Genomic DNA, 26,724 nt, shown 5'->3' with positions numbered 1-26,724 from the left:
AGCATGCTGCCTTGGACGAGAATTGCGTGTACAGCGGTGGGCGAACTGGTGTCGGTGCCGACGCGGGGGATTGATGTTCGGAATCTTGAGTCTTGGCTTTCTGCTCGGCATGCAGCACGCGCTGGAGCCGGATCATATCGCGGCGGTATCGAGCATCGCGGCCCGCCGGACCCATGTCGGTGACATCGTCAAGCACGGGCTGACCTGGGGGCTTGGCCACACGCTCACTTTGTTCATCTTTGCCGGCGCCGCGATCCTGCTCGGGCGCGCGATCCCGGAAACGGTCGCACAGCCGATCGAGACCGCGGTCGGCATCATGCTGGTCGGCCTCGGCGCGCATGTGTGGTGGCGGCTGTGGCGCGACCGCGTGCACTTCCACACCCATTCGCATGGCGACGGCACCACGCACTTCCACGCCCACAGCCATGCCGGTGAAGCCGTGGCGGTTACGTCCACCGTGGCGCCTGCGTCCACCGTGGCGCGTGCGTCCACCGTGCCGCACGTCCGCGCCGCGCACAGCCATGCGCACGGCTTCCGCTGGCGCACGCTCCTGGTCGGCCTGATGCACGGCATGGCCGGCTCGGCGGCGCTGTTGGTGCTGACGGTGTCGCAGGCCCCAAGTCCAGTGATCGGGCTCGGCTATGTCGCGCTGTTCGGCATCGGCTCGATGATCGGCATGGGCGTGCTGTCCAGCGTGATCGCGGTGCCGCTCGCAGCCTCGGCGCGCTGGCTGACCTGGGCCAATCGCGGCCTGCAAATGGCGGTCGGCGCGGTCACGATCGCGATCGGCGTCCACTCGATCGTCGAGAACGCCTTCACCTGACGGGTAGGCGCCTCCTTGTTTGAGCATGAAAACCGCTTCGCACTCCGGATCATGCTCCCGGGGCGCCCGTTAACGATTTCTGATTCCGCTCGGCCGCATTGACCGGATGCCGATGCTTACGCGTTAGGCTTACCGGCAGTTTGGCCGGCGTCCTTAACCCTTCCGCCAAGCCGTTGGATTAGGTTGCGGGTGAAACAATTCGGGACGCTGGGTGAACATGCGCGCAAGTCTTGCGCTGGCGATATTGGCTGCGATGACCTCGACGGCGCTGGCCGGCGGCGGCTTCGACATTGTCGTGCCGGTGCGGCCCGGCGTGCCGATCATCATTAACGGCGTCGACGCGTCCTACGCCGTGGTCGAAAGCGCGATGGGGCTCGCCCGCAACGAGTCGATGGTGCCGACCGTCTATGGCGGCCGCCCGATCGATCCCCAGCCGAATGTCGGCCACTATTATCCGAGCCTCGGCCGCATGCCGGGTTACGGCCGCCTCGAGATCGAGCCGCCGGCCAACCGCCGCCTGCCCAAGCCGGCCGAGAGCTATCATCAATCGTGGGGTGCGGAATCGGCTCCGCTGCCGGCACAGTCCAACGTGCCGGTCGATCCGCCGCCGGTGATCTATGCGCCGGAGTTCAACGGGCCGCGGCCGCTGCCGCGCCCGTTCCCGCGGCCACCGCGACCCCGAGGATTCTGAAATCGACTGCCCGAAATCAAGAGCCCCGCGAAACGGGGGTCCTGAATAGCCATCAAGAGCTACGCGACGAACAGAGAGACCTACAGGAGAGAGTAATGCGTCAAATGATCAAAGGACTGATTGCGGCGGTGGCCGTCATGCTGACCGCGCCCGCAATGGCGTGCGGTTTCAACCCTTGCGGCTATTCCGCGCCCATCGTGAATTACGGCTGCGGTGGTTGCGGTGGCTACGGTTATGGTTACGGCTACGGCGCCGTCGAACGTCTGCCCGACCCGGATGCCGCTTATCCCAGCGCGGCGCAGCAGTATTATTACGTCAACCAGGGACCGACCTACACCGGTCCGGGAAATTGGGCACCGCGTCCGTACTACCGCGAAGGCTACGGCCGCCCGTATTACGGCTATCGCCGCTATGGCTACCGTCACTACGGCTACCGCCATCACTACGGCTATCGTTCGCACTACGGCTATCGCTACGGCCGCTACGGCCATCCGGTGCTGCGCCGCTACTACTGATCCGGCGATCGATCGAAGACATCAGCGCCCGTTCGCGTCACGCGAGCGGGCGTTTGTCGTTCACATCAGCCCGAGCCGGCTGGCGCCGATATAGAGCGCGAGCACACAGGCGTTCGACACGTTGAGGCTCTTGATCTCGCCGGGCATGTCGAGGCGGGCGACGAGGCGGCAGGTCTCGCGCGTCAATTGCCGCAAGCCCTTGCCTTCGGCGCCGAGCACCAGCGCGAGCGGCGCTTGCAGCGCGGCCTTGCCGAGATCCTCGGTGCCCTCGCTGTCGAGGCCGACGGTCTGGAAGCCGCGCTCGTTCAACTCGTTCAGCGCGCGCGCCAGGTTCTGCACGGTGACAACAGGCACGAGCTCAAGCGCGCCGGAGGCGGATTTCGCCAGTACGCCGGTCGCCTCCGGGCTGTGACGGGAGGTGGTGACGATCGCCTTCACCGCGAACGCCGCGGCCGAGCGCAGGATGGCGCCGACATTGTGCGGATCGGTGATCTGGTCGAGCACCAGCACGATGCCCTCCAGCGCCAGCGTGTCGATGTCGGGCGAGGGCAGGGGATCGGCCTCCGCCAGGAGGCCCTGATGCACCGCATCGGGGGTGAGGCGCCGGTCGATCTCGCTGGGCCGGACGATCTCGGGGGCGACGCGGGTCGCGATGTTTTCGTCGGCGAGGCGCTTCGCCGCGTTCTCGGTGAGGTAAAGCTTGCGGATATGGCGGTCGGGGTTGGCAAGCGCGGCTGACACCGTGTGCCAGCCATACAGAATCACCGGCCCGTCGGAACCGGATTCGCGGTCCCGCCAGGCCGGCGGGCGGCCGAATTTCTGGCCTTTTTGGAAGGGTTTACCGCCCTTGCCTCGGAAATTGGGTTTGCGGTCGCGATCGCTCATGTGAGGCTTGTGTCACGGCTCCCGAATATTGGCAATTTTGCACAGCGTTTTCGAGCGAAGCGGGGTCCGGTTCGCGTGAAGAAAACGCGACAAAACAAGAATCTAGCCGCAAGACTCACGACTTTGGAACAGAGATCGCCCGAGCCTGCAAAAGTATCCCAAATGGACCGCTGGCTTGGTTGACTTTGGGGACCGCCTTCCCCCATAAACGCGCCCGACCGCGCACCCGCTTCGGGTCGGCCGGTTATCAGCGTCATTTCGATGACCCGGTCCGCCGCCACTCGCGCGGCCGGTCTGATGCTGTTGGACGGGGGAGTGTCCCGAGTGGCAAAGGGAGCTGACTGTAAATCAGCCGCCTCATGGCTTCGCAGGTTCGAGTCCTGCCTCCCCCACCAGCCTTCGCTCGCTTCGCGAGCTACGGCTCGGCAGGCCGGGAAAACTCCATCGTAGCGAAGCGAGAAGGCTGCCACGCCCAACGGGCGACGGCGGGCTGCATCAGCGAGGTATGAGTCGCTTCGCGACCCACGGCCCGGCAAGCCCAGGAAACTCCATCGCAGCGAATTGAGCGAAGGTGGGCCACCACCTGCTCGCCCATTCGACGCCTGCGTCTTCACCCTATCCGCGCAAACAGCTCCAGCCGCCGCCGGCGTTCCATTGCTCGGCCCGAGAGTGCAATGGTAGATTGTGCCATTTCATGATTGAGCCGTTTCAGACGACATGAAGAAAATTTTGCACTGGGACGTTTCTGCAGGAGATGACCCGGCGCTGATGGTTGCCTGCGTCATCTTGCTTGGCGTCTCGATTCTGGTTTCGATACCGGCATTTTTCGGTGGTGGCGGCCAGGCCGGAATCGATTTTTCATGTTTCTGGGGCGCGGGCGCGATGGCGCTCGAAGGCCATGCGGCGGCGGCCTACGATTGGGAGCAGCTGCATCGGCAACTTGTTCTCCGGGTGCAATCCCTCAATCACGCTCCGTATCCTTACGATCAGGTGCCGGTTCCGTTCTTTTATCCGCCGGTGTTTTTCCTGGTTCTGGCGCCGCTGGCGCTGCTGCCGTTTCCGGTTGCGTTCTGGGTCTGGAGCGCGGCAAAGCTGTCTTGCTGGCTGCTTGTCGCTTATACCATCCGGCCACGCTTCGGCGCGCTGCTGCTGGCACTCGTTGCTCCGCCTGTATTCTACGACTTCATTTCCGGCCAAAGCGCACTGCTCGCCGCATCGCTGCTCGGCGGCATCCTGCTGACATTGGACAGGCGTCCGCTTCTCAGCGGAATCCTGATCGCGCTGCTGATCTTCAAACCTCAATATGGCGTTCTGCTGCCCTTCGTGTTGATCGCTACCGGGCGTTGGCGTGTCGTCATCACCGCCGCCCTGGTGATTCCGGTCCTCCTGCTGTTCGCCGGGCTGATCTTCGGTTGGGATACCTTCGATGGATTCCGCACCGCCGCCACCTTCGCCACGACGCAATTCCACCTCAGTGGCGCGCTGCCATGGTACAAACTTCAGAGTATCTATGGGCTCTTGAGAGACGCCGGCCTTGGCTACGGTTTGGCGATGGCGTTCCACGTCGCCATCGCATCGGTGGTTGCGATCGGGGTGCTGATCCTATGGCGCGGCCATGTCAGCTTCGCCGTAAAGGCCGCAAGCCTCCTGGCGGCAACGCCGCTGATTTCTCCTTACTTCGCGATCTACGACATGCCGATCCTGGTGGTCGCGCTGCTCTTTCTCATGAACGACACCGCGGGCCGCCTCGCGTCGCGTTCGGGTCGAAGCGCCTTCCGGATCGCGGTCAGCGTCATCTTCGTATTGGGATACGCTTTCCCGTTCGTGCGCACGCCTCTCGGCCCCATGATGTGCGCAGCCGTGATCGCGCTGATCTGGACGAGATACCGGCAAGAGGCCGGCGAGACAGTTCCAGGCGAGGAGTTGCGAAAATCTGCGACCGTCGGAGGCTAAAGCATGATCCGGAAAAGTGCGAAGCGGTTTTCCCTTGCGACAAACGCGGGACGCGTTTGCGCGGAGATCATGCTCAAGCAAAGAGCTAAGGCGCGATGAGGATTCAACCCGATCTCATCGCGCTTGAGTGTCCTGATCGCGAACAGTCTGCGAAGATCGTCAGGATCAGCCGTCCTGGTGCGCCGGCGGTGTTGCCGTGCCGGGCACAGCCTCCGCGCCAACCGGGCGTCTGGTGCCCGACGGATCGTCGCGCTTGAGCATCGAGGCCCAGGCGACGAACGGATAGGCCAAAAGCGTCAGGTAGCTCGTGGGCATCGGATGATCGACGCCGAATGCCGTCGGCTTCTGCCCTTCCGGAAGATAGAGGCTGCCGAACAGTACATCGTAGAACGAGAACAGCCCGGCGTAGTTCTTGTCCCTGGCTTCCCGCTCGCTGCTGTGGTGCCAGTGATGAAACTCCGGCGACACCAGGACATGGCGCAGCGGGCCGTAGCCCAGGCGCACGTTGGCGTGCGCGAGCCAGGACTGCCAGTAGTAGATCGCAAGATAGGTCCCGATCGCCTCAGCGGAGAAGCCGAGCGCGAACAGCGGAAACAGCGAACCAACCTTCATGAAGGTCACGTCAAGCGGGTGCTGGTGGATCGCGGCGAGCCAGTCCAGATCTTCGACGGCGTGATGAACGGCATGGATGCGCCACATGGCAGGCACGACATGCAGGATGCGGTGGGTCCAGTAGATGCCGAGGTCCCCGATCACGATCGCGATCGGCGCCTGAGCCCAATACGGGAGATCGCTGACCGCCTGCTTGACTGGCGAGGGGAGGATCGTTTGATTGACGAGCGTCGCCACCGCGATGATCGCGGTCACGCCGACGAACACCAGCCAGCCGTTGAGAAACAGGAAGGCCATATCGGTCGACAGACCACGCCTGAAGATCTTCTGCTGCCTCGCCGCAAAGAGTTGCTCGAACGGCACGAAGATCAGGGGCGCCAGCAAAAGCTGGTATTGTTCCAATAACTCGCGCATTCAAATGGCCACGTGAAATGGCGACAGCCTACCACCTCGGTCCCCGATGGCGTCAATCGGAAACGAAACCCGAGTTGTGGGAGCGTTAATCAGCATCCCCGTGCCGCTACGGGGATCACGGCTGTCCGGGAGCCGGGTTAGTCCGCATGCGCCGATCCCACCCCCTCACTCCATCCTTGCGAACAGCTCCACCAGCGTCTCGCGCAGCCAGCGTTGCGCGGGAACGGTGTCGTTGCGCTGGTGCCAGAACAGGCTGACGATGCGCGGCGGCGCCGGCAGCGGCACCGGCATGGCGTGCAGATGCGGCGCGTGGCGGGACTGGGCGCTGAGATCGCGCGGCAGCACGGCGATCAGGTCGGACTGGCGCACGATCTCGTAGGCGGCGTTGTAGTGGTTGACGGTCGCGACCAGATTGCGCGACAGCCCGCGCGAGGCGAGAAACTGGTCGTAGGTCGGCAGCGTCTTGCCGGCGAGGCTGACATCGACATGCTTGGCGGCAAGGAAGCTCCGGGTGTTGAGCCGCTTCTGCCTGGCCAGCGGATGGTCGCGCCGCATCATGCAGGCATATTCGACGGTCCACAGCGAGCGTGAGCGGATCACGGCCGGCGGCTGCTGCGCCTCGTTGACATAGACGCTCAGCACGCAATCGACCCGGTTGTCCTCGAGCCGGTCGCCGATCTCCAGGATGGTGTTGGGCACGGTGTGGATGCGCGCGGACGGCGCCACTTCACTGAAGCGGTTGAGCAGCCGCGGCATCACCAGCGAAGACGAGTAATCCGACATTGACAGGATGAATTCGGCCTGGGTCTGTCGCGGATCGAAGGCGTCCTCGTCGAGCGCGTGGCGGACGTGTTCCAGGGCATCGCCGATCGGCTGCCACAGCGCCACGGCGCGCTGCGTCGGGCGGATCCCGCTCGCGGTGCGCACGAACAGGGGATCGCCGAGCGCGTCGCGCAGCCGCGCGAGCGCGTTGCTGACCGCGGGCTGCGTCATGGTCAGCGCGCTGGCGGCGCGCGTGACGCTGCCCTCGGTCATCAGCGCCTCGAAGACTTTCAGCAGGTTGAGGTCGAGCGTGCGGAAGGACACGAGCTATATTCACGATGGTGATGTGCCAGATAACAATTATAAATTATTCGGATAATATTGGTTTGTCTATCATTCCCCGGCTGACCCCGTGGCGCGTGCCGACCGCGGGGCGAGGGGGACTTTCATGTCGATGATCTCGGCGCGCATCGAGCGCCTGCCGTTCGCGCGGTTCCATGTGCACCTGCTGCTGATGGGGGGCCTCGGCTATCTGTTCGACGCGATGGATGCCGCGGTGCTGGCGTTCATCCTGCCGGTGCTGCGCACCGCCTGGGGGCTGACCAATGTCGAGACCGGCGTGCTCGGCAGCAGCACCTTCGTCGGCTATCTGTTCGGCGCGCTGCTCGCGGGGATGCTGGGCGACCTGATCGGCCGACGCGCGGTGATGATGTCGGCGCTCGCGCTCTACAGCGCGGCCTCGCTGGTCAGCGCGGCGGTGGATAGCTGGCCGGCATTCTTTGCCGCGCGCGTCGTCGCCGGCATGGGCACCGGCGCGGAGAGCGCGATCATCGCGCCGTACCTCGCGGAGTTCGTGGCGCGGCGTTACCGCGGCGCCTTCACCGGCGCGCTGGCGGACTTCTTCTCGTTCGGCTTCGTCGCCGCCGCCTTGCTCGGCTATTTCATCGTGCCTGCCTACGAGAACGGCTGGCGCATCGTGCTCGTCATCACCGCCATCCCGGTCGTGATGCTGCTGTGGTGGCGGAGATCGCTGCCGGAATCGCCGCGTTGGCTCGAGAGCCGGGGCAGGGCGAAGGAAGCCGAAGAGGTGCTCGACAGGATCGAGGCCGGCTTCGCGCGCGAGGGCCGCGCGCTGCCGCCTGCGGTCGCCGAGCCGGCCGCGCCGGTCGCCTCGTCGGGAACCCTGTTGAGCAATTTTGCCGCGCTGCTCGCCGGCCGGCAGGCGCGCATCACCACCATGACCTGGATCATGTGGCTGTCGATCACCTTCAGCTACTATTCCTTCTTCGTCTGGATTCCCGGCCTTTTGGTGCAGAACGGCATGAGCATCACCAAGAGTTTCGGCTATTCGCTCGCGATGTATTGCGCGCAGGTGCCGGGCTATTTCACCGCCGCCTTCTTCAATGAGCGGATCGGACGGCAGGCGACGATTGCGACCTATATGCTGCTCGGCGGCGTCAGCGCGCTCGGGCTGGCCTTTGCCAAGAGCGATGCGGAGATCATGACGGCCGGCCTGCTGCTGTCGTTCTTCATGAACGGCACCTATGCCGGCGTCTATGCCTACACGGCCGAAGTGTTTCCGACATCGATCCGGACCACGGGGGCCGGGCTCGCATCCGCGATCGGCCGCATCGGCGCGATCGTGGCGCCGATCCTGGTCGGCTACCTCTATCCGAATTTCGGCTTTGCCGGCGTGTTCGGCGTTACCACGTCGGTGCTGGTGATCGGCGCGCTGACCGTCGTGCTGATGGGCGTGCCGACGCGCGGCCGGTCGCTGGAAGACATTGCAAGCAAGGCTGCGTGATCACGCAGTCCAGGAGACGATCATGTCCACTATCCTCTTCAAGAATGCCGCGCTGCTCGATCCGCTGCGGCCCGATCTGCTCGAAGGCCACCACGCGCTGGTCGAGGATCGCCTGATCAAGGAGGTGTCGGACAGGCCGATCGAGGCTTCCGCCGATCGCGTCATCGACCTCAAGGGCAAGACCCTGATGCCCGGCCTGATCGACCTGCATGTGCATGCGGTTGCCGTCGAGCTCGACCTGTCGCAGCAGGCGCGGATGGCCAACGTGCTGGTGACGCTGCGCTCGACCATGCTGCTGCGTGGCATGCTGAAGCGCGGCTTCACCACCGTCCGCGATGCCGGCGGCGCCGGCTACGCGCTGAAGCAGGCGATCGACACCGGTCTCACCGACGGTCCGCGGCTGTTCGTCTCCGGCCGCGCGCTCAGCCAGACCGGCGGTCACGGCGACGGGCGGGCCCGCTCCGACTATCTGGCCGACCCGACCTGCTCCTGCTGCGTGCGGGTCGGCGCGATCGCACGCGTCGTCGACGGCGTCGATGCGGTGCGCAAGGCGGTGCGCGAGGAGCTGCAGATGGGCGCCGACCAGATCAAGATCATGGCGTCCGGTGGCGTCGCGTCGCCGACCGATCCGATCGGCGCCTACGGCTATTCCGAGGACGAGATCCGCGCCATTGTCGCCGAGGCGAGGGCGCGTCACACCTATGTGCTGGCGCACGCCTACACGGCGGAGGCGATCGAGCGGGCAATACGCTGCGGCGTGCGCACCATCGAGCACGGCAATCTGATCGACCTTCCGACCGCGCGCCTGATGGCCGAGCAGGGCGCCTATGTGGTGCCGACGCTGGTCACCTACGAGGCGCTGGCCAATGAGGGCGCGAAATACGGCCTGCCTGCGGCGAGCGTTGCCAAGATCGCCGACGTGCGCGATGCCGGGCTGCGCTCGCTCGCGATCTACCGCGAGGCCGGCGTCAAGATGGGGTTCGGCACCGACCTGCTCGGGCCGTCGCAGCGCTTGCAGAGCGACGAATTCCGGATCCGCGCCGAGCTGCTCGGCCCGCAGGCGGTGATCGCCAGCGCGACCATCATCGGCGCCGAGGTGCTCGGCATGGAAGGCAAGCTCGGCCGCATCGCGCCGGAGGCCTTCGCCGATCTCTTGGTGGTCGAGGGCAACCCGCTGCGCGACGTGGGTTGCCTGCTCGGCCAGGGCGAGCAAATCCCGTTGGTGATGAAGGCCGGCAAGGCCGAGGTCGATCGGCTGGGCGGGTAGGACGGGAAGAGGGCAGGCTGAATCGATACGATTTCTGAATAATGGAAGCGTACCGCTGATTTGCCCGACGAGTCAAGTTGCCGTGTCCGCCGGCTACTTTGCATGGGGTTGTTTTCGATATTTTGGCAGTGCGTCCGTCCTCACCATACCACGCGGAGGCCGGCGGTGCCCTTGTAGCTGTGGTTGTCGCCGGCATCCTGCAGGCTGGCGCGATAGGTCGCTTCGCCGAACAATGTGTAGCGGCCGCCCGCCCAGCTGTAGCTGCCGCCGCCGCCGATCGAGCCCCAGAGCCGGTCGTTGGCGCTGGCGAAGCCGGTGCCCGCGACGTCGACATTGGTGCCGTCGAGGAATTCGTAGTGCAGATTGCCGATCGCGTAGAGGTCGGAGCGGGCGCCACCGCTCCAGCTCTTCCGGTGATTGAGCGACAACCCGACGCGGCCGAGCAGGCTGTCGGCATTGCCGAGCGAGACCAGCGCGCCGAAGCGGTCGGTGAAGCCGTCGAAGTTGACCTTCGAATAGGCGAGCTGCGCCTGCGGCGTCAGCGAAAAACCGTTGCCGACGGTGAAGCGCTTGCCGCCTTCGACGCTGAACGCATAGCCGAGGCCTTCATTGCCATGGGTCATGCTGCCGACGAGATCAGAGGTGAGATCGCCGCGGAAGAACATGGTCTGCATCTGGCCGTCGATGTAGACGCCGTTGTCGCCGTACCAGGTGGCAGTGGCGCCGACGCCGGTGCCCTCGGCGCGGATGCGGCCGTTGCCGAAGAACGAATTCACATAAGCCGTGGTCAGCCCGTACTGCAACGTGAGGCCGACGATCAGGCGGCCGTAATTGTTCTCGAGCGCGAGGCCGTCGAGCCCGGCCTGCGCCTTGAAGTCATCGCTGTTCAGGGTCGAGCCGGTGGTGTTGGACGGCCGCAGGCTGGTCTGACCGCCCTCCGTGCGTCAGCGGATGTGAAGACCGCGGGACGGCGAGGCGCGTCGGCGGCATGGAAGGGCGCGGGCAGGCCGGCGTGGCACGCCCTGGCCGCACCGCGCGCCCGATCACGTTACCGCTGGCGGCGTTGACGTTGCCGGGCGGAAGCACGACATATCGCGTGCCGATCCCACCCGCCGCTCCGGAGCAAGCCATGAACGCCCCCAACATCGAGTCCGTCACGCCGCAATCGGGCGGCGACGTGGTGGCCTGGCTGACCAACGAGACCCGCGACGAGCGCTTCATCGACAATATCTTCGCCGAGCTGTGCGTCCGGTTGCAGCAGACGGGTATTCCCCTCAAGCGGGCGACGATGAATCTCCTGATCCAGCATCCGCAATGGCTCGGCGCCCGGATCATCTGGGGCGACGGCAAGCGCGAGGCCGAGATCACGCGGGTCGACTACGAGGTCAGGGAGCGCTCGGAATATATCGGCAGCCCGGTCTACGAAATCCACCAGGGCGCCGGCGAAGTGCGCGAGCGGCTCGGACGGGCGCCTGGCCGCACGCACGCGCTCTTTGATGAGATGCGCGCGCAAGGCCTGACCGACTATGTGGCGTGGCCGCTGCTGCATACGCTCGGCAAGCGGCATGTCGTGACGTTCGCGACCGACCGGTCCGGCGGTTTCGATGACGCCCATATTACCGAGCTGCGCAAGGTGCTGCCGGTGCTGGCGCTGGTCAGCGAAATCCGGATGAAGAATCGCCTAGCGCGGACCTTGCTCGAAACCTATGTCGGCACGCATGCCGGCGAGATGATCCTGGCGGGTGCGACGCGGCGGGGCAGCGGGACCACGGTCCGCGCCGCGATCATGATCTGCGATTTACGCGATTTCACCCGGATCTCCGACTCCTGGCCGCGCGACGACGTGATCGATCTTCTCAACGACTATTTCGACGCGATGTCGGAGCCGATTGCGCGACACGGCGGTGAGATCCTGAAATTCATCGGCGATGGCCTGCTTGCGATTTTCCCGCTCAGCGATCCCAGGGCCTGCGCCAACCTGCTGCACGCGGTGTCCGAGGCGCGGCAGGCGATGGCGGCGCTGAGCGAAAAGAACAGCATGATGGGCCGGGCGCCGATGAATTACGGCATCGGCGTCCATGTCGGCGACGTCATGTACGGCAATATCGGATCGCGTAGCCGGCTCGACTTCACGGTGATCGGCCCCGCGGTGAACATGGCCTCGCGGCTCGAGGCTCTGACCAAGCAATTGGGACGAAACGTGCTGCTGTCGCGCGCCTTCGCCGATCTGGTCGAGCACGATTTCGCGCTCGAGCATGTTGGCGAGCATTCGGTGCGCGGTTTCAGCGAGCCGATCGAGCTGTTTGCGTATCGCGGCTGAGGCTCGATGGCCGAAAGCAGCGTGACGTGGGGCGCACGCACCGGCTGAGACAGCCCAATGTCCAAAAGGCTCCTGCCGCTAAGGAGATTGGCCGGACAGCTTCATCGCCGGCGCGCGCAACAATTGCTGCTCGGCATGGTTTGCCAGACGATCGTACTCTTCGGCGATCTTCAGAAGGTTCGCGCGTGAGTATTGGTATCTGAACGAATGCGCCTTGGCGCGTGTCTTGGCGGCTCGATCCCGCCAATAGGCGGGGTTGTTCATGACGTTCTCGGCCATAGCGCTTCCCCCTTTTTCCCGGGGACTGCCCGTAGACCAACGCCGCCGCGATGAGTCCGCTCCCGAGGAACCCGGAACTCCGTTCACGCATGAAGAGTCACTGAAACATTCCGTTTGTTTCAGGCGAAGTTTATTTAATGCGAGACGCCGGAGCCGTTTTTCCTTGGTGCCGGGAATTCAGATCGAGGTGATCTTCTGCGCCGGCGCAGCCTGCTCGACGAAGCCCTTGGCGAGGGCGTGATAGACGCCTTCCTTGCAGATCAGGCGCGAGCTCGCGTGCGCAATCAGGGCCGCGGCCATCAAGGGCACGACCATCGCGTGATTGTCGGTCATCTCGGTGACGATCACGAAGGCGGTGATCGGTGCCTGAACCACGCCGGCGAAATAGGAGACCATGCCGAGCAGCATGATGGCCGGCAGCGGCGCGCCGTGAAACAGCGGCGCGATGTTGGAGCCGAGCCCGGCACCGACCGCGAGCGAGGGCGCGAAGATGCCGCCCGGCATGCCGCTGATCGAGGCGAACGTGGTCGCCAGGAATTTCCAGACGCTGAAGCTCGCCGGCAATTGTGCTCCGGCTTCGAACGCGGATTTGACCTGCTGATATCCCGTGCCATAGATCGCGCCGTCGGACGCAATCCCGCAAATCGCAGCCGCAAATCCGCAGATTGCGGCAAAGCCGATCGGATAACGCTTGATCGCGCGCCCGACCGGATTGGCAAATCCGCGTGCCATTGCGATCAGGATGCGACTGAACAGGCCGCCCGCAAGACCTCCGGCAACGCCGCAGAGCGGGACCGCGAGCCAGTCGGTGCCGTTGCGCAGGGCCGTCGCGCTGGTGCCGAAATACGTGTAGTTGCCCATCAGCGCGAGCGAGGTCAGGCCGGCAGCGATTACCGCGCCGATGATCAGGCTGCTGGTTCTCGTCTCGAAGGCGCGGCTCATTTCCTCGATGCCGAACACGATCCCGGCCAGCGGGGTGTTGAAGGCGGCCGCGACACCCGCGGCCGCGCCGGCAAGGATCAGGCCGGGTTGGCGCCGCGGCGAGAAGCGGCCGAGCGCAAACATGATCGAGGCGCCGATCTGCACGGTCGGTCCCTCGCGCCCGACCGACGCGCCACACAACAGGCCGAACAGGGTCAGCAGAATCTTGCCGGCCGCAACGCGCAGCGAAACCAGGCTTTCGCGCGCGGTCTGGTCGGTCAGATGGCGTGCAGCGATCGCCTGCGGGATCCCGCTGCCTTGCGCGTTCTGAAAGAAGCGCTTGGTCAGAAACACCGACAGCGCGAACCCGGCCGGAGTCAGCACCAGCGAGGCATAATGGAAACGGGATACCACTGCGCCAAACGCGATCTGCGCCAGATCCGCGAGTTGCGCGAGCGCGACGGCCGCCGCACCGACCGCAATGCCGCCCAGCAAGAACAGGGCCCGGCGCTGCCAGCGCGCGGAGACCAGTCTGAACAGCCGCCTCTGGCGGTTGGAGGGGAAGGTCATCCTGACGAATTCTCAGCTCATGTCGTGGTCCGATACGAAGCGGATCGCGTCATTCCTAGCACGCGTCGGTGCTATACGAAGCTCAAGAAATCAGCACGGTGTGCCGGCGCAGTCGCCAGGCTCCAAGGCGCGAAACGCGCGATACCGGCCGTGGGCCAACTCTTCGGTGATGTTCAGGAGGTTCGCGCGTCAGTTTTGGTGTCGGAACGACTCCGCCCTGGCGCGTCCTTTCCCGCGGTGACGCATGATTGAGGGACGCGGAAAAACTGGCACAAACTGCACTTTGCGCGGCTTTCGCCGCGGCGTATTTTGACCGCCCCATTGAAGGGCGCGTGTCATGTCCGAAGTGATTGTTCGAGCGGGCATCGTCGTATTGGGACTTTGCCCAATCGCAATGGTTGCCGTTGCTCTGTTCATTTGATGGATGCTCACCTGGCCCGACCGCGCTACCCCGGGCCGGTAGATGGCCCCAGCGCCTGCCCTCCCAGGCCCCCATAGGTTGCTGGGGCCGCTCAACAAGGAGGCCGCCGGTTGGCGGCCTCATTCTGCCTGATACTGAGTTGGGGAGGGCAAATTCACCGGGATTGAAGCCGCCCGCTTGATACGGGCACTGAATCGAAAAGGGCCGTCGCATCGGCGGCCCTTTTCTGCCGGTTACAATAGGTCTGTAAAAACTCAGTCGTGAAAAAATGCTCTGCAAAGAACGGTAACGCCGGCAGGGTTGGTATTACGACCGTCCTATCTTTCCAGAAATCCGGATCAGTACGGTGTTCCTGCGGTGGAACCGGTGGCCTGCGCGCGAGCCGAAAGAAAGCCCTGCGTGCACCGCGATGCGAGGCTCGGTCGATCGTGCGTCTATCTCCGGCGCCGCTGCTTTCTCGGAAACAGCCGGTCGCGGATGTAGCGGGAGGTCGGCGTCAGGCGAAGGCCCCGCGGCTTCTGCCAGGCGGCGCGGTCGATCTCCTTCTTGTCGCCGATCGCCAGTCGACCCTTGGCGTTCTTGGCGATGAAGATCGCGTCGCTCATCCTGCGGCCGGAACGCTTGTTCCTGGCCGTCACTTCCTTCCACAGGCTGAGCCTGCCGAGCTTGAGCTTCGGCAGTTCCTCCTTGATTTCGCGCTTGATGCAATCCTTCCCGGTCTCGCGCGCGCGCCTGCGCCCGCCGGGGAACATCCACAGCCCGTCAGATCGGCGTCTAACCAGAAGAACCTTGCCGCGCTTCGCGGCTACCAGCTTGGAGGACTTGGGCATTGGAGTACTTGGGCATTTGCTGCGCAATGATCGAAATAGAATCGACCCATTTTAACTTGTCTATTTGTGTAGACAAGTTCGATGCCGCATTGTTCCACAGTGTGTCGGCTGTTTGTCTCTGACGGCTGCGATCCTCGCTGCGTGCGGTCGCCCGTGGCTTCCTTGATCTCGCTGATGTCCGGTACCTCACGTTGAATTCGTGAAACTGTTACGGCCGGTGACCGGAACTCACCCGGTTACGTCTTGATAACGATACCCATGACGGACGACTTCACCGCTTGACTCAATGTTCTTGTTTTGTTCTAATTGCCCTCCACCGGGAATTGGAGGACGCCATGGACAACCGCATCAGCGAAATTCGCAGGCAGATCAGGGCGCTGCGCGTCAGCATGCTCGAGGCCGAAGCCATCATGCGCCAGCAGATCAACCGCGATGAGGATTGCGCCTTCGTCGCCGGGGACCTCTTGAAGATGCGGCTGGTCATGAGCCGCCTGGTCGAGGAGCGGGAGGTCCTGGGCGACCGCGATCCGATCATCGTGCATGCGAGCGTTGCACCGCGCCGTCGCGCCGCGACGCCGGCCTTCATTCGCCCGGCGAAGCGAGAGCTGGCCGCCGGCGAAGCGCGTGCATGACGTCGCGCTCGGAATGCGGCGGCTGCGCGCCGAACTGCAAGACGTGATGTGCCGGAGGAAAGATGAGAGAGCCGCTTCGGTATTTCCACGACAGCGATGATCACGCGCCCTGGATCAAGGCGCTGGCCGAGGTCCGGCACATGGCGACGCGGGAAGGCTGGTGCTTTCACCACGTGCAGGCGATCATCGTGGCGATCGACCAGTATGCCGAGGCCGCGCTCGGCAATCGCGAGTTTTTCCTCAACCGGCCGCAGACCGTCGGTCCGGTGAGGCGAGGCGACGTGCCTTAACACGCTGATCGGCAGGCATGCGCGTTCGACGTCGCGGCAGCTCAACGCGCTGTCCGCGGCGGCGAAAGGCCTCGCCGGCTATTTGGTGTAGCCTTGACTGCTGCAGTACCACCAGGATTCGGCCGGCGATGCGCCATGCTCGATCACGTATTTCCGGCAGGCTTCGTAGCTGACCGGGTACCGCTTCCCGCACGGTACGGCAGAGATGCCGAAATTGCTCGAGGAGCATGTGGATGCGGCGTGGCCCGTCGACATCGACAGGAGGCGGATCACGGGCAGGACCGCTAGAAGTGACAGGGACGTCATCATAGCCATCGCCTCCCAAGTTGGAGGACAGCGGGGCCGCCGTCCCCGCGGAGAACCTACTATATCGCACGCCTTTCACCACCGGATTTCGCTGATCTCACGCGCGATCTGCATCGTCACGCACGCCGTGTTCGTCGTCATGCCCGGCGCATGACGCCTTTCGGGCGCAGGGGCCAAATGTCCCGGCCTGCCCGAGGCGGCCGGGATGGCCAATCCGCTGCCGGCGACATATCGTGACGGTCCGCGGCCGAATCTGAGGTGGATCGTTCATCGCCGGGTCATGTCAATCCGGCCATCGTCAGCGCCGCGCCCGCGAGGGGCGGCGGCACATTTGCGAAGGAGTTTCGGATGATCAGGGGCTGGCAGGTTGCGACGTCGGCGCTCGCCATCGTCGTGATGGTTGCAACGCTGGGGGCTGAGGCGAACGCGGCGCAGTGCGGCAACGGGCCCGGCGGGTTCGAAGCCTGGAAGCAGCAGTTCTCGGGCGAGGCGAGCGCCAAGGGCATCGGCGCCACCGCGATCGCCGCGCTGATGCAGACCCATTATGCCAGTGCGACGATTGCCGCGGATCGCGGCCAGCGCAGCTTCGGCCTGTCGCTCGAGCAATTCATGGCCAAGCGCGGATCGGCGACCATCGTGGCGCGCGGCCGATCGCTGAAGCAGTCGCAGGCGGCGCTGTTCGCCTCGATCCAGCAGCGCTATGGCGTGCCGCCGGGACCGTTGATCGCGATCTGGGGCATGGAGAGCGGCTTTGGCAGCCAGCGCGGCAACCAGAACATGCTGTCCTCGATCGCAACGCTTGCCTATGACTGCCGCCGTCCGGAGTTCTTCACCGACCAGCTCTATGCGGCGCTGAAGCTCGTCGACCGCGGCACTTTGTCCGGGAGCACGCGCGGCTCGATGCATGGCGAGATCGGCCAGACCCAGTTCATGCCGAAGAACGTCCTCGCCTACGGCACCGGCAATCTCGACGTCGCGGCCAACGCGCTGAGCTCGACGGCGAACTTCCTGCGCGCCCATGGCTGGCGCGCCGGCGCCGGCTATCAGCCCGGGGAACCCAACTTCGCCGCGATCGAGGCGTGGAACGCGGCAGGCGTCTACCAGAAGGCGATCGCCATCATGGGGCGGCAGATCGACGGCCAATGAGCGCTGGCGCGAGTTCCTTCATCGCCTGTTAACGCAACGATGCCCAGATCGTGCGCTGTGAAACGGGAGCAGATGGAAACCGGCTCCATGCTCAAGAACGGCACCTACGCGGCGTGGTTTCGAACGTCGCTTGCGGACGGCACCGGCATCGTGCACGTCGCCGATGGACAGGCTGTGGGGCAGCGACGCGGTCATGCTCTACAGCGGCACCTATGAGGTCGACGGCGAGCGCTTCTCCGCCGTGCTCACCACGCAGCGGCACTCCAGGGATGGCACGACCGTGTTCGGCACCGACGATCTGGTGGTGCGGCTCGAGGGCATCTGGACCGGCGCGATCGCGACCTGCACGGGCAGGGCGGACGTCGTGCCCGATCTTGCCTTCGAGGTGACGCTGATTCCGAGCCAGGAGGTGGCGCCCGAGCCGCCGCCGGATCTGCCGCTGCCGAAGTTCGACCCGAGCAAGCTTCCGAAGCTGCCGAAACGCTCCAGCCGCTAAGGCATGATCCGGAAAAGTGCGAAGCGGCTTTGCCGCGCGACAAACGCCAAAGGCGTTTGCGCGGGGATCATGCGCTACGCGTCGCGCGGGCCCGCGGTCTCCGGAAACGGCGCGCCGGGGATGTAGAGCTTCAGCGCGCGGATCTCGTAGACCGCCGACGGGTTGACGCTGCGCAGGTCGCGCGCCGCGGCGATCGCCTCCGCTTCATCGGCGCAATCGATCACGTAGAAGCCGAGCAATTGCTCCTTGGTCTCGGAGAACGGCCCGTCGATCACCATGCCGTGGCCGGGCCCACGCAGCGTGCTGGCGTTGCGGGTATCGCCGAGCCGCGCAGCCGGGCCGAGCTTGCCCTTCAGCCGTTGATGGACCTCGCGCAGACCCGTCATCACGGCAGCGTCCTCCTCGGCGTTCCACGACTCGACCTCGGCTTCGACGTGATAGGCCAGGATGGCATAAAGCATCTGATGTGCTCCTTTTTCTGATGCGACAGGCCCAAGGACGTCTCGCGGCGATCCGAGCCGACATTTCATCTGTAGCGGATCGGACGGTTTCTGTGCTGCGACAAGGTATCCCGGCGGCCGGCATGGCGGCGGCGAATCGCGCAGGCCAAAACAGCAAAAAGGCGCGGCGGATGAGCGCCGCGCCCCCGATTTTGATGTCTCGCTGGTCCAGGGCTGAGAGCGCCCCGATGCCAGGCTGATTGCTCAGGTCCTAGCGGGCGATCCCAGCGAGGTGACAGCGCTTGAGACAAGACACTTGATCACCTCCTTTCTTTGTTGATGGGACTTCCAATATAGGTGCCGAATCCGCCGCTGTTAAGGCCGCCTCCGGCCCGTCCGCGCCGGGAAACCGACCGGATTGCGGCGAAATGGTTTCTTTTACGGAGAATCAGAACGCACGCCGGGGCAGTTGAGGCCGCCGCCCGGCCGTGTTAGGTGAACGCGAGATGCGGGTGTAGCTCAATGGTAGAGCAGCAGCCTTCCAAGCTGAATACGAGGGTTCGATTCCCTTCACCCGCTCCAATGATTCTCCCTGATGCTGCAAGGCCCTTTGAAAGTGTCTGGGCGGCCGTAGCTTCATCCGGATGCATCGGTTGCGGGTCGAACTCTGCCGCGAAGCGTTTGATGTCTGCTGCGGATATGAACCGCACCCCGCGCGCAAACTTTCAGCGATGTCTTGATCCCCCCGGTCAGCGCTGCATCTGCAAATTCATCATCGCGTCGTGCGCCATTCTCGTTCAAGTTGGCGTTGCGCTTGGTCGTCAAACAACTCCCGCGGTCGCCCTTGCAAGACGCCATTCGAATGAACTGGATCGCCTCAGGCCCAGCGAACAAGCGTTGTTTCCGAACGTCAGGTCAATTCAGCATGTAATCCCGTTTCGAACCCGGCAGCGTGTACCGGAGAGTTGAGTGATGGCGAAATCTCTTGAGCTGCTTCCGGACAGTACTCAACGGGCGCTTTCGAAGTCGGAGCAGATGGTGCCGGCGGAACTCTGATCAAGTATCTCGATCCACACGTGTTGCTGTAAGACATTGCCGGCGGGGTTGCTTTGCGCCCACAATCGTTTTGTTGAACGTTCAGTAAAGTGACGCACTAAACATACCGGCTGTGGCTAACCTTCCGGCTTTCCTGTTGTCGGGACGGGCCGAATTGCGTCGGCCGGACCAGATCGGCAATCGTGGTCTGCCACATCCACTGCAAATCACGGATATTTTGCTGCATTGCAAACGTCGGCGCTTGCCCGTGCGAGCGTCGCGAATATTTTCGCCAGGGTCACGAGAACCGGCTTGACGGCTCAAAAATTTTAGTACTACGTTTAGTAATACAAAAAACTAAACATCGCGCATCGAGCGCCGATGTGCAGGAGGAGCCCAAGCCAATGCCGGAGCCGTCTCCGGCAACGGTCCGTCTCGTCCTTCACTCGTCGCTCCTCAAACTCGGTTTCAGGGTCTTGGCGTCGCTCCGGCAGAGCGCGCCGAGCGGGTTGGATGCTTCAACGAGAGAGGAAACGGATATGCGAACATTCAATTGGCTGAGAAGCTCGGCGGCCACCACGGTTCTCGGGGCGGCGCTGCTGGGGATATTTGGCGGAGGCGAAGCTGCCGCCCAGGGTAAGCAGCTCACGCTGTGCTGGGCGGCATGGGATCCGGCCAACGCGCTGGTCGAACTCGGCAAGGATTTCACCAAGCAATCCGGCATCGAGATGAAGTACGAGTTCGTCCCCTGGACGAGCTACGCGGATCGCTTCCTCAACGAGCTCAACTCCCACGGCAAGCTCTGCGACCTGATCATCGGCGACAGCCAGTGGATCGGCGGCGCCGCCGAGAACAAGTGGTACGTCAAGCTCAACGACTTCTTCGCCAAGGAGAAGATCTCGATGGACGACTTCGTCCCGGCGACCGTTGTCGGCTATTCGCAGTGGCCGAAGAACTCGGCGAACTACTGGGCGCTGCCGGCGATGGCCGACGCCGTGGGCTGGACCTACCGCAAGGACTGGTTCTCGCGGCCCGACATTCAGTCGGCTTTCAAGGCCAAGTACGGTCGTGATCTGGCACCGCCGAAGACCTATGACGAGTTGAAGCAGATCGCGGAGTTCTTCCAGGGCCGCGAGATCGACGGCAAGAAGGTCTATGGCGCCTACATCTTCACCGAGCGCGGCTCCGAAGGCATCACGATGGGCGTGACCAACGTGCTCTACAATTACGGCTTCAGCTACGACAATCCGAAGAAGCCGTACCAGATGCAGGGCATCGTCAATTCCGCCGAGGCGGCCAAGGGGCTCGAGTTCTACAAGGAGCTTTACAAGTGCTGCACCGCGCCGGGCATGACCAACGCCTACATGCAGGAAGGCCTCGATGCCTTCAAGTCGGGCCAGGTGGCGATGCAGATGAACTGGTTCGCCTTCTTCCCCGGCCTCTACAAGGATCCGAATGTCGGCGGCGACAAGATCGGCTTCTTCGTCAATCCGGCCGGCCCGAAGGGGCACTTCACCCAACTCGGCGGACAGGGCATCTCGGTGGTTGCGACCTCCGACCGCAAGGACGACGCGCTCGCCTATATCAAGTGGTTCGCGCAGCCCGCCGTGCAGCAGAAATGGTGGCAGATCGGCGGCTACTCGGCGCTCAAGGCGGTGGTCGACGCGCCGGACTTCCCGAAGAGCGCGGCGTTCGCGCCGCAATTCCTGGAGTCGATGGGCATCGTCAAGGACTTCTGGGCCGAGCCGTCCTACGCCCAGCTGCTGCTTGATATGCAGAAGCGGGTGCATGACTACGTCGTCGCCGACAAGGGCACGGCGCAGCAGGCGCTCGATCTCCTGGTCAAGGACTGGACCAAGGTGTTCAAGGAACAGGGCAAGGAAGTCGCCTCCTCACAATAGCCCGAACTCCACGTCCTAACTGAACTGGCTTCCCCGAGGTCAGCCTCGGGGAAGCCGAACCAGCCCAGCCGATGGACAAGATGACGACGATCCTGCAACCCGAGCATGCTACGATCCCGGGCGTGAGCGAGCCCGCCAAATCCCGCGCCGCGCGCCGCGGCCATGGTCTGTCCGACCGGACCATCGCGTGGCTGTTCGTCGCGCCGACGATTGCGCTGCTGCTCGCGATCAACATCTTCCCGCTGGTCTGGATGATCCGGCTGTCCTTCACCAGCCTCAACCTCAGCATGTCCTATCTGCCGCTGCGGTTTGTCGGGCTCGACAATTTCAGCGACATACTGAACGACGAGGACGTCTGGTTCCGGCTCCAGACCACGGCGCAATTCGTGATCTGCTCGGTCGCCTTGCAGGTCGTGGTTGGCTTTGGGCTGGCGCTTCTGATCAACCGTCAATTCCGCGGCCACAGTTTCTGGACCACGATCATCCTGCTGCCGATGATGCTGTCGCCGGCGGTTGTCGGCAATTTCTGGACGCTGCTGCTGCAGCCGCAGATCGGCCCGTTCAACTATCTGATCAGTTTGTTCACCGGTGTGCCGCCGAGCTCTTTCAGCATGACAGGGCAGGTCGCGCTCGCGCCATGGACCATCGTGCTCGTCGACACCTGGATGTGGGCGCCGTACGTGATGCTGATCTGCCTCGCCGGGCTGCGCTCGATCCCGGATTATATCTACGAGGCGGCTGAAGTCGATCGTGCCTCGGCCTGGCGACAGTTCTGGTCGATCACGCTGCCGATGACGGTGCCGTTCCTGATGCTGGCGGTACTGTTTCGCGCGATCGAGAACTTCAAGATGTTCGACATGGTCAACCTGCTGACCTCGGGAGGGCCGGGGTCGACCACCGAGCTCGTATCGATCACGCTCAAGCGCGCGGCATTCGAGAAGTGGCGCACCGGCTATTCCTCCGCGCTCGCCATCATCCTGTTCGTGACCGTGTTCGGTGCCGCCAACATCTACGTCAAAGCGCTCAACAAGGTGAAGCAACGATGACCGCTGCCGTAGCCAAGTCCGTCCTGGCCAGATCCAGCGCGCACTCGATCGTCGAGGCCTCGCCGCGCACCAAGGCATTCGCTGGTGCTCTCGTCATCCTCTATGCGTTGATCACGATCCTGCCGCTAGTCTGGATCGTTGCCACTGCCTTCAAGTCGCAAAGCGATGCCATCGCCTATCCGCCCAAGGTGATCTTCGAGCCGACGCTCGAAGGTTATGTCAACCTGTTCACGGTGCGCACCCGCCAGACACCTGATTTCATCGCCAAGTTGCCGCCGCCGGAAACCTGGTATGACAAGCTCGTCCGCAAGCATGACATGGTCATTGCCGGACCGTCCAAAGTCGTCCCGCGCTTCGTCAACTCGCTGATCATCGGGTTCGGTTCGACCTTCCTCGCCGTCTTCCTCGGTACGCTCGCGGCCTACGCCTTCTCGCGCTTCCGCATTCCGCTGGCCGACGATCTCCTGTTCTTCATTCTCTCGACGCGGATGATGCCGCCGGTCGCGGTCGCGATCCCGATCTATCTGATGTACCGGCAGCTCAATCTGACCGACACCAGGCTCGGAATGATCCTGCTCTATACCGCCGTGAACGTCTCGCTCGCGGTCTGGCTGCTCAAGGGGTTTATCGACGAGATCCCGCGCGAGTACGAGGAGGCGGCCCTCGTCGACGGCTACACGCGACTGCAGGCGCTGCGCAAGGTGGTGCTGCCGCAGGCCGTCACCGGAATTGCGGCGACCGCGATCTTCTGCCTGATCTTCTCCTGGAACGAATACGCCTTCGCGGTTCTGCTGACCAGCGGCGAGGCGCAGACCATGCCGCCCTTCATCCCTTTCATCATCGGTGAGGGCGGACAGGACTGGCCGGCGGTTGCCGCCGCGACCACGCTGTTCGTCGTCCCGATCGTCATGTTCACTGTGTTGCTCCGCAAGCATCTGCTGCGCGGCATCACCTTCGGAGCGGTGCGCAAATGAGCGGTTCTGTTGTTGCCAAGGGGACCAAGGGGACATTGCATCGCTTGTTCAGCCGCGGGCGCTGGGAGGCCGTTGCGATGATCCTGATCGGAGGCGGCATCTTCATGCTGGTGCAGCCTTTCTCGATCGATCTGTACAGCTATTCATTCGTGACGATTCTCGCCGGCACGGTCGGCTTCGTCGTCGTCAGCCACTTTCCGGAATAGGGCCATGGCTCAGATCCGCATCGAAGATCTTCGCAAGTCGTTCGATCAGTTCACCGCGGTGGAAGGATCGAGCTTCACCATCGACGACGGCACCTTCTTCGCGTTGCTCGGCCCCTCCGGCTGCGGCAAGACCACCACCTTGCGCATGATTGCCGGCCTCGAGCTGCCGACCGAGGGCAAGATCCTGCTCGACGGGGAGGACGTCACGTTCCACCGCGCCGCCGCCCGCGATATCGCGTTCGTGTTCCAGCTGTTCGCGCTTTATCCGCACATGAATGTCGGGCAGAACATCGGCTTCCCGCTGAAGTGCCAGGGCATGGCGCGGCACGAGATTCGTGAGCGGGTGCAGGAGACCGCGCGGATGCTGCGGATCGAGCATTTGCTGTCGAGCAAGACATCAAAGCTCTCCGGCGGCGATCGCCAGCGCGTCGCGCTCGGGCGCGCCATGGTGCGGCGCCCGAAGGCCTTCCTGATGGACGAGCCGCTGGGCGCGCTCGACGCCGAGTTTCGTCATCTGATGTGCGGCGAGCTGCGCGATTTGCACGATCGCATCAAGGCGACCACGGTCTATGTCACCCACGATCAGCTCGAGGCGATGTCGATGGCCGACCGGATCGCGATCATGAACAAGGGGCGCGTGGAACAGATCGGTACACCGCAGGAGGTTTACGACCGGCCCGCCAGCATGTTCGTCGCGGACTTCATCGGCTCGCCGCCGATGAACTTCCTGCGCTTCGAGAGCGGCCTGCGATCTGGTGACCGGGCGATCAATTTCCACGACGCCAGGCTCGCGGTGCCCGAGATCCGCGAGGACCGGGCCAGCGCTGCGCTGACGCTCGGGGTTCGCCCGGAGCATATTCGATTCACCGACGCCGGATCCGTTCGTGGCGAGGTGTTCGGCGCGGAATATCTCGGCACGACGCAGATCGTCACCATCGACACGGCGTATGGGCGGCTCGCGGCGCGGCTGCCGTCGAGCGCCTCGGTGCGGATCGGAGAGACGGTCGGCCTCGAATTCAACTCCGTTCGGCTCTCACTGTTCGATGCTGGCAGCGGCCTTGCAATCAGGACTGCCGGCGAGGAGGGCGTGCGCCATGGTTGACGTCAGCTTGCGCAATATCAGCAAGCGCTTCGGCGCAGTGGAGGCGGTACGCGACCTTTCGCTGACGGTGAGCGACGGCGAATTCCTCGTCCTGCTCGGGCCGAGCGGTGCCGGCAAGACCACGACGCTGCGACTGATTACCGGACTCGAGAGCCCCGACGCCGGTTCGGTCATGATCGGGGGGCGCGACGTGACGCATGAGCCGCCGGGTGCACGGGACATCGCATTCGTGTTCCAGCAATATTCGCTGTATCCGCATTTGTCGGTCTATGACAACCTCGCGTTCCCGCTGCGCTCTCCGGCGCGGCGCGTGCCGGAGCCGCTGATCCGCAAGCGTGTCGAGCAGACCGCGGAGCTCCTGCATATCGCCAGCAAGCTGAATAATCGCGCCACCCGCCTGTCGGGAGGTGAGATGCAGCGGGTCGCGATCGGCCGCGCGCTGGTGCGCGATCCCTCGATCTATCTGATGGACGAGCCGCTATCGTCGCTGGATGCAAAGCTTCGCGCCGAGCTTCGCCTCGAGCTGAAGCGGATCCAGCTCGAGCTCGGCGCGACCATCTTGTATGTGACCCACGATCAGGTTGAAGCCATGACGATGGCATCGAGGATCGGCGTGATCAAGGACGGCCGGCTGCTTCAGCTCGGCACGCCGAGGGAGATCTACGAAAATCCATCCAGCAGCTATGTCGCGTCGCGGCTCGGGACGCCCCAGATCAATTTCCTGCCCGCACGGCTGCTGTCCGATGTGGCGATACCGCCGGAAACCGAGACGGTCGGCATCCGCACCGAGCACCTCCAGATCGCCGCGCGCAACGGCGGGCAGATGGTCGGCCGGGTGCATCGCGTCGAGCACCTCGGCGAGCAGAATCACATTCACCTCGACTATAAGGGCGAAACACTGGTGACGCTGGCGGATCCGCATCAGCCGCTGCGGGCCGGCCAGGAGGTTGAATTGAAGCTGGTGCGGCCGCTGTGTTTCGACCGTGCGGGGCAACGTATCGGCGCGATGGTTCAATAGAGGAGCGAGAGGTTCAGATAGATGTCTGTGCAACCCGAGACATTCAAGTCGCTGCTCAAGGCGGCCGCCGAGCAGGTCATCGCCAGCGCGCCGGAGCTCACGAGTCTGGACCAGGCGATCGGCGACGGCGACCACGGGACCAACATGAAACGCGGCTTCGAAGCCGTGCTCGGCAAGCTCGATGCCATCTCGGCGCAGCCGCTCAACGAGGCATTCAAGACGATCGGCAAGACCCTGGTCATGACGGTTGGCGGCGCCTCCGGCCCGCTTTATGGCAGCTTCTTTCTCGCCGCGGGCGAGGCGCTGTCGCAAGACAAGCATCTGCCTGATGATCTCGCCGACGTGTTCGGCAGCGGAGTTGCCGCGGTGAGCGCGCGCGGCCGCTCGCAGGCCGGCGAGAAGACGATGCTCGATGTGCTCGTCCCAGTGCTGGAGACACTGAAAGCGGGCGCCGGCCAACCCGATCTGATCGCGCGGGTGCGCACCACCGCGGCTGAAGCGGTCGAGCGCACGGTGCCGATGCAAGCCACCAAGGGCCGGGCGTCGTTCCTCGGCGCGCGCAGCGTCGGTCATGTCGATCCCGGGGCGCGATCGAGCTGCGTTTTGCTGCACGCTGTATGCACTGGCCTGGAGGCGCGGCAATGACCGATACCGTAGGGATCGTGATCGTCTCGCATTCCCGGGACATCGCCAAGGGAACCGCGGACATGGTGCGGCAGATGGTTGGCAGCGAGGTCAAGGTCGCTTTCTGCGGCGGCAATCCCGATGGTGGTCTCGGCACCAGCGTGCCGGTGATCATCGACGCCATCAACGACGCCTGGTCGTCGAAAGGCGTTGCTGTGCTTGTCGACCTCGGCGGCGCCGAGACGAACAGCGAAATGGCGGTCGAGATGCTGGAGCCGGCGCGGCGCGATCTCGTTGTCGTCTGCAACGCGCCGATCGTCGAGGGCGCCGTCATGGCGGCGACCGAAGCTGCGGGCGGCAGCTCGCTGGCCCAGGTCAGGGCCGTGGCCGAGGAACTCTCTGCCGACTGAGGCGGCAGGGAAGCGATGATGGATGATGCGC

The 26,724-nt window shown here is 64.1% G+C and carries 27 protein-coding genes, 2 tRNA genes and 1 pseudogene; 21 read left to right on the top strand and 9 right to left on the bottom strand.

Translation table 11 applies throughout. The features are described from left to right. Window positions 1-73 precede the first annotated feature (73 nt). From ACE10X_RS26465 to ACE10X_RS26455, 3 genes are all read left to right on the top strand, one after another. On the top strand, window positions 74-823 hold the full coding sequence (locus ACE10X_RS26465; RefSeq protein ID WP_038383192.1) for an urease accessory protein: 750 nt from the start codon (window positions 74-76) through the stop codon (window positions 821-823). 217 nt (window positions 824-1,040) lie between these two features. Continuing rightward, the gene (locus ACE10X_RS26460) at window positions 1,041-1,514 is read left to right on the top strand and encodes a hypothetical protein (protein WP_018272262.1); all 474 of its coding nucleotides are present in this window, start codon (window positions 1,041-1,043) and stop codon (window positions 1,512-1,514) included. Window positions 1,515-1,609: 95 nt separating this feature from the next. Further along, entirely contained in the window at window positions 1,610-2,029 is a 420-nt protein-coding gene (locus ACE10X_RS26455; protein ID WP_304557795.1) for a hypothetical protein, read from the top strand. 60 nt (window positions 2,030-2,089) lie between these two features. Here ACE10X_RS26455 and rlmB read toward each other — a convergent pair whose 3' ends face one another. After that, window positions 2,090-2,914 carry a 23S rRNA (guanosine(2251)-2'-O)-methyltransferase RlmB gene (gene rlmB, locus ACE10X_RS26450; RefSeq protein WP_038383187.1) on the bottom strand — a complete coding sequence of 275 codons (825 nt, stop codon included), beginning with the start codon at window positions 2,912-2,914 and terminating at the stop codon, window positions 2,090-2,092. A gap of 309 nt (window positions 2,915-3,223) precedes the next feature. Here rlmB and ACE10X_RS26445 point away from each other — a divergent pair. Further along, a tRNA-Tyr gene (locus ACE10X_RS26445) sits at window positions 3,224-3,309 on the top strand. 322 nt (window positions 3,310-3,631) lie between these two features. Continuing rightward, window positions 3,632-4,867 (top strand): glycosyltransferase family 87 protein, encoded by a 1,236-nt coding sequence (locus ACE10X_RS26440; RefSeq protein WP_038383186.1) that lies wholly within the window; start codon window positions 3,632-3,634, stop codon window positions 4,865-4,867. A 165-nt stretch (window positions 4,868-5,032) separates the two neighbouring features. Here the strand turns inward: ACE10X_RS26440 and ACE10X_RS26435 are convergent, their stop codons facing one another. Both ACE10X_RS26435 and ACE10X_RS26430 read right to left on the bottom strand, forming a co-directional pair. Next, on the bottom strand, window positions 5,033-5,893 hold the full coding sequence (locus ACE10X_RS26435) for a sterol desaturase family protein (protein WP_244435715.1): 861 nt from the start codon (window positions 5,891-5,893) through the stop codon (window positions 5,033-5,035). Window positions 5,894-6,058: 165 nt separating this feature from the next. After that, a complete protein-coding gene (locus ACE10X_RS26430; protein ID WP_375764608.1) occupies window positions 6,059-6,928 on the bottom strand; it encodes a LysR family transcriptional regulator in 870 nt (289 codons plus the stop codon). A gap of 175 nt (window positions 6,929-7,103) precedes the next feature. On the opposite strand from ACE10X_RS26430, the gene ACE10X_RS26425 reads away from it, so the two are divergent. Next, window positions 7,104-8,459: an MFS transporter gene (locus ACE10X_RS26425; protein WP_375763049.1), complete on the top strand. Its 1,356-nt coding sequence runs from the start codon at window positions 7,104-7,106 to the stop codon at window positions 8,457-8,459. A gap of 22 nt (window positions 8,460-8,481) precedes the next feature. Next, a complete protein-coding gene (locus tag ACE10X_RS26420; RefSeq protein ID WP_038383184.1) occupies window positions 8,482-9,726 on the top strand; it encodes an amidohydrolase family protein in 1,245 nt (414 codons plus the stop codon). 140 nt (window positions 9,727-9,866) lie between these two features. Here the strand turns inward: ACE10X_RS26420 and ACE10X_RS26415 are convergent, their stop codons facing one another. Continuing rightward, window positions 9,867-10,616: an autotransporter outer membrane beta-barrel domain-containing protein gene (locus ACE10X_RS26415; protein WP_244435716.1), complete on the bottom strand. Its 750-nt coding sequence runs from the start codon at window positions 10,614-10,616 to the stop codon at window positions 9,867-9,869. 239 nt (window positions 10,617-10,855) lie between these two features. On the opposite strand from ACE10X_RS26415, the gene ACE10X_RS26410 reads away from it, so the two are divergent. Next, on the top strand, window positions 10,856-12,046 hold the full coding sequence (locus ACE10X_RS26410; protein WP_375763048.1) for an adenylate/guanylate cyclase domain-containing protein: 1,191 nt from the start codon (window positions 10,856-10,858) through the stop codon (window positions 12,044-12,046). A gap of 78 nt (window positions 12,047-12,124) precedes the next feature. On the opposite strand, the gene ACE10X_RS26405 is transcribed toward ACE10X_RS26410, so the two are convergent. From ACE10X_RS26405 to ACE10X_RS26395, 3 genes are all read right to left on the bottom strand, one after another. After that, complete coding sequence (locus ACE10X_RS26405) at window positions 12,125-12,325, bottom strand: hypothetical protein (protein WP_375763047.1); 201 nt, start codon at window positions 12,323-12,325, stop codon at window positions 12,125-12,127. Between the two features lie 177 nt (window positions 12,326-12,502). Continuing rightward, on the bottom strand, window positions 12,503-13,816 hold the full coding sequence (locus tag ACE10X_RS26400; RefSeq protein ID WP_038383180.1) for a chloride channel protein: 1,314 nt from the start codon (window positions 13,814-13,816) through the stop codon (window positions 12,503-12,505). A gap of 855 nt (window positions 13,817-14,671) precedes the next feature. Then, a complete protein-coding gene (locus ACE10X_RS26395) occupies window positions 14,672-15,067 on the bottom strand; it encodes an NUDIX hydrolase (RefSeq protein ID WP_028339396.1) in 396 nt (131 codons plus the stop codon). Between the two features lie 335 nt (window positions 15,068-15,402). Between ACE10X_RS26395 and ACE10X_RS26390 the strand changes: the two genes are divergently transcribed. From ACE10X_RS26390 to ACE10X_RS26375, 4 genes are all read left to right on the top strand, one after another. Beyond that, a complete protein-coding gene (locus ACE10X_RS26390; protein ID WP_028339395.1) occupies window positions 15,403-15,699 on the top strand; it encodes a hypothetical protein in 297 nt (98 codons plus the stop codon). 62 nt (window positions 15,700-15,761) lie between these two features. Beyond that, on the top strand, window positions 15,762-15,989 hold the full coding sequence (locus ACE10X_RS26385; RefSeq protein WP_016843397.1) for a hypothetical protein: 228 nt from the start codon (window positions 15,762-15,764) through the stop codon (window positions 15,987-15,989). A 654-nt stretch (window positions 15,990-16,643) separates the two neighbouring features. After that, window positions 16,644-17,441 carry a lytic transglycosylase domain-containing protein gene (locus tag ACE10X_RS26380; protein ID WP_038383190.1) on the top strand — a complete coding sequence of 266 codons (798 nt, stop codon included), beginning with the start codon at window positions 16,644-16,646 and terminating at the stop codon, window positions 17,439-17,441. Between the two features lie 163 nt (window positions 17,442-17,604). Then, entirely contained in the window at window positions 17,605-17,937 is a 333-nt protein-coding gene (locus tag ACE10X_RS26375) for a hypothetical protein (RefSeq protein WP_375763046.1), read from the top strand. 74 nt (window positions 17,938-18,011) lie between these two features. Here ACE10X_RS26375 and ACE10X_RS26370 read toward each other — a convergent pair whose 3' ends face one another. After that, the gene (locus ACE10X_RS26370; protein WP_038383178.1) at window positions 18,012-18,398 is read right to left on the bottom strand and encodes a YciI family protein; all 387 of its coding nucleotides are present in this window, start codon (window positions 18,396-18,398) and stop codon (window positions 18,012-18,014) included. Window positions 18,399-18,885: 487 nt separating this feature from the next. Between ACE10X_RS26370 and ACE10X_RS26365 the strand changes: the two genes are divergently transcribed. Continuing rightward, window positions 18,886-18,959, top strand: a tRNA-Gly gene (locus tag ACE10X_RS26365). Window positions 18,960-18,967: 8 nt separating this feature from the next. On the opposite strand, the pseudogene ACE10X_RS26360 reads toward ACE10X_RS26365, so the two are convergent. Continuing rightward, a pseudogene (locus ACE10X_RS26360) lies at window positions 18,968-19,087 on the bottom strand (dehydratase); the annotation flags it as partial. Between the two features lie 864 nt (window positions 19,088-19,951). On the opposite strand from ACE10X_RS26360, the gene ACE10X_RS26355 reads away from it, so the two are divergent. The 8 genes from ACE10X_RS26355 (at window position 19,952) to dhaM (ending at window position 26,693) form a co-directional block, all read left to right on the top strand. Next, window positions 19,952-21,313, top strand: coding sequence for an ABC transporter substrate-binding protein (locus ACE10X_RS26355; protein WP_038383177.1), 1,362 nt, complete (start codon window positions 19,952-19,954; stop codon window positions 21,311-21,313). A 71-nt stretch (window positions 21,314-21,384) separates the two neighbouring features. Beyond that, on the top strand, window positions 21,385-22,359 hold the full coding sequence (locus ACE10X_RS26350) for a carbohydrate ABC transporter permease (RefSeq protein WP_085970531.1): 975 nt from the start codon (window positions 21,385-21,387) through the stop codon (window positions 22,357-22,359). After that, the gene (locus tag ACE10X_RS26345; protein WP_016843403.1) at window positions 22,356-23,333 is read left to right on the top strand and encodes a carbohydrate ABC transporter permease; all 978 of its coding nucleotides are present in this window, start codon (window positions 22,356-22,358) and stop codon (window positions 23,331-23,333) included. The genes ACE10X_RS26350 and ACE10X_RS26345 overlap by 4 nt, the downstream gene beginning before the upstream one ends. Further along, entirely contained in the window at window positions 23,330-23,539 is a 210-nt protein-coding gene (locus ACE10X_RS26340) for a hypothetical protein (protein ID WP_028339389.1), read from the top strand. Before ACE10X_RS26345 ends, ACE10X_RS26340 begins: the two co-directional genes overlap by 4 nt. A gap of 4 nt (window positions 23,540-23,543) precedes the next feature. Next, window positions 23,544-24,641: an ABC transporter ATP-binding protein gene (locus tag ACE10X_RS26335; RefSeq protein ID WP_304557798.1), complete on the top strand. Its 1,098-nt coding sequence runs from the start codon at window positions 23,544-23,546 to the stop codon at window positions 24,639-24,641. Continuing rightward, a complete protein-coding gene (locus ACE10X_RS26330) occupies window positions 24,634-25,659 on the top strand; it encodes an ABC transporter ATP-binding protein (RefSeq protein ID WP_375763045.1) in 1,026 nt (341 codons plus the stop codon). Before ACE10X_RS26335 ends, ACE10X_RS26330 begins: the two co-directional genes overlap by 8 nt. A gap of 21 nt (window positions 25,660-25,680) precedes the next feature. Further along, window positions 25,681-26,304, top strand: coding sequence for a dihydroxyacetone kinase subunit DhaL (gene dhaL / locus ACE10X_RS26325; RefSeq protein ID WP_038383171.1), 624 nt, complete (start codon window positions 25,681-25,683; stop codon window positions 26,302-26,304). Beyond that, window positions 26,301-26,693 carry a dihydroxyacetone kinase phosphoryl donor subunit DhaM gene (dhaM, locus tag ACE10X_RS26320; protein ID WP_038383170.1) on the top strand — a complete coding sequence of 131 codons (393 nt, stop codon included), beginning with the start codon at window positions 26,301-26,303 and terminating at the stop codon, window positions 26,691-26,693. Before dhaL ends, dhaM begins: the two co-directional genes overlap by 4 nt. The last annotated feature ends 31 nt before the right edge of the window (window positions 26,694-26,724 follow it).

Origin of the sequence: Bradyrhizobium sp. Pha-3 (assembly GCF_042258325.1) — a bacterium.
Lineage (GTDB): Bacteria > Pseudomonadota > Alphaproteobacteria > Rhizobiales > Xanthobacteraceae > Bradyrhizobium > Bradyrhizobium elkanii.
The sequence above is the reverse complement of the archived record's forward strand: the minus strand, read 5'-3'. Positions and strand labels throughout refer to the sequence as shown.

Coding starts and splice junctions, on each gene's coding strand:
- ACE10X_RS26465 (WP_038383192.1), top strand. CDS start 74: ATGTTCGGAATCTTGAGTCTTGGCTTTCTGCTCGGCATGCAGCACGCG.
- ACE10X_RS26460 (WP_018272262.1), top strand. CDS start 1,041: ATGCGCGCAAGTCTTGCGCTGGCGATATTGGCTGCGATGACCTCGACG.
- ACE10X_RS26455 (WP_304557795.1), top strand. CDS start 1,610: ATGCGTCAAATGATCAAAGGACTGATTGCGGCGGTGGCCGTCATGCTG.
- rlmB (WP_038383187.1), bottom strand. CDS start 2,914: ATGAGCGATCGCGACCGCAAACCCAATTTCCGAGGCAAGGGCGGTAAA.
- ACE10X_RS26440 (WP_038383186.1), top strand. CDS start 3,632: ATGAAGAAAATTTTGCACTGGGACGTTTCTGCAGGAGATGACCCGGCG.
- ACE10X_RS26435 (WP_244435715.1), bottom strand. CDS start 5,893: ATGCGCGAGTTATTGGAACAATACCAGCTTTTGCTGGCGCCCCTGATC.
- ACE10X_RS26430 (WP_375764608.1), bottom strand. CDS start 6,928: ATGACCGAGGGCAGCGTCACGCGCGCCGCCAGCGCGCTGACCATGACG.
- ACE10X_RS26425 (WP_375763049.1), top strand. CDS start 7,104: ATGTCGATGATCTCGGCGCGCATCGAGCGCCTGCCGTTCGCGCGGTTC.
- ACE10X_RS26420 (WP_038383184.1), top strand. CDS start 8,482: ATGTCCACTATCCTCTTCAAGAATGCCGCGCTGCTCGATCCGCTGCGG.
- ACE10X_RS26410 (WP_375763048.1), top strand. CDS start 10,856: ATGAACGCCCCCAACATCGAGTCCGTCACGCCGCAATCGGGCGGCGAC.
- ACE10X_RS26405 (WP_375763047.1), bottom strand. CDS start 12,325: ATGGCCGAGAACGTCATGAACAACCCCGCCTATTGGCGGGATCGAGCC.
- ACE10X_RS26400 (WP_038383180.1), bottom strand. CDS start 13,816: ATGACCTTCCCCTCCAACCGCCAGAGGCGGCTGTTCAGACTGGTCTCC.
- ACE10X_RS26395 (WP_028339396.1), bottom strand. CDS start 15,067: ATGCCCAAGTCCTCCAAGCTGGTAGCCGCGAAGCGCGGCAAGGTTCTT.
- ACE10X_RS26390 (WP_028339395.1), top strand. CDS start 15,403: ATGGACAACCGCATCAGCGAAATTCGCAGGCAGATCAGGGCGCTGCGC.
- ACE10X_RS26385 (WP_016843397.1), top strand. CDS start 15,762: ATGAGAGAGCCGCTTCGGTATTTCCACGACAGCGATGATCACGCGCCC.
- ACE10X_RS26380 (WP_038383190.1), top strand. CDS start 16,644: ATGATCAGGGGCTGGCAGGTTGCGACGTCGGCGCTCGCCATCGTCGTG.
- ACE10X_RS26375 (WP_375763046.1), top strand. CDS start 17,605: ATGGACAGGCTGTGGGGCAGCGACGCGGTCATGCTCTACAGCGGCACC.
- ACE10X_RS26370 (WP_038383178.1), bottom strand. CDS start 18,398: ATGCTTTATGCCATCCTGGCCTATCACGTCGAAGCCGAGGTCGAGTCG.
- ACE10X_RS26355 (WP_038383177.1), top strand. CDS start 19,952: ATGCGAACATTCAATTGGCTGAGAAGCTCGGCGGCCACCACGGTTCTC.
- ACE10X_RS26350 (WP_085970531.1), top strand. CDS start 21,385: ATGGACAAGATGACGACGATCCTGCAACCCGAGCATGCTACGATCCCG.
- ACE10X_RS26345 (WP_016843403.1), top strand. CDS start 22,356: ATGACCGCTGCCGTAGCCAAGTCCGTCCTGGCCAGATCCAGCGCGCAC.
- ACE10X_RS26340 (WP_028339389.1), top strand. CDS start 23,330: ATGAGCGGTTCTGTTGTTGCCAAGGGGACCAAGGGGACATTGCATCGC.
- ACE10X_RS26335 (WP_304557798.1), top strand. CDS start 23,544: ATGGCTCAGATCCGCATCGAAGATCTTCGCAAGTCGTTCGATCAGTTC.
- ACE10X_RS26330 (WP_375763045.1), top strand. CDS start 24,634: ATGGTTGACGTCAGCTTGCGCAATATCAGCAAGCGCTTCGGCGCAGTG.
- dhaL (WP_038383171.1), top strand. CDS start 25,681: ATGTCTGTGCAACCCGAGACATTCAAGTCGCTGCTCAAGGCGGCCGCC.
- dhaM (WP_038383170.1), top strand. CDS start 26,301: ATGACCGATACCGTAGGGATCGTGATCGTCTCGCATTCCCGGGACATC.